Genomic DNA, 285 nt, shown 5'->3' on the forward strand with positions numbered 1-285 from the left:
CTGACGGCACCGACACCGTTGCGAACGTTGAGAAATTCTGCTTTTCCGATGGCGATGTTCTCGCAGGCGATCTAGTCGCAAAAGATGTTTCTACGGTTTCGGATTCCGACACAGCCGCCAATACGGTTGCAGAAGATGCCGCGGCCGGAACGGAAGTTGGCGTTACCGCTTCCGCAAACGACGAGAACACGTCCGACACCGTTTCCTACTCCGTCGATGATGACCGCTTCACGGTGGACGATAACGGAGTTGTCCGTGTTGCAGACGGTGCAAGTTTCGATGCGG

Annotated in this window: 1 protein-coding gene; it reads left to right on the forward strand. The window is 55.8% G+C overall.

Features of this window, described 5'->3' with window-relative positions:
- On the forward strand, positions 1 to 285 hold a 285-nt coding region (locus AC2A6O_RS29055), incomplete at both ends, for a hypothetical protein (RefSeq protein ID WP_498932186.1).

It is taken from the genome of Labrenzia sp. ATLA3, assembly GCF_057180185.1.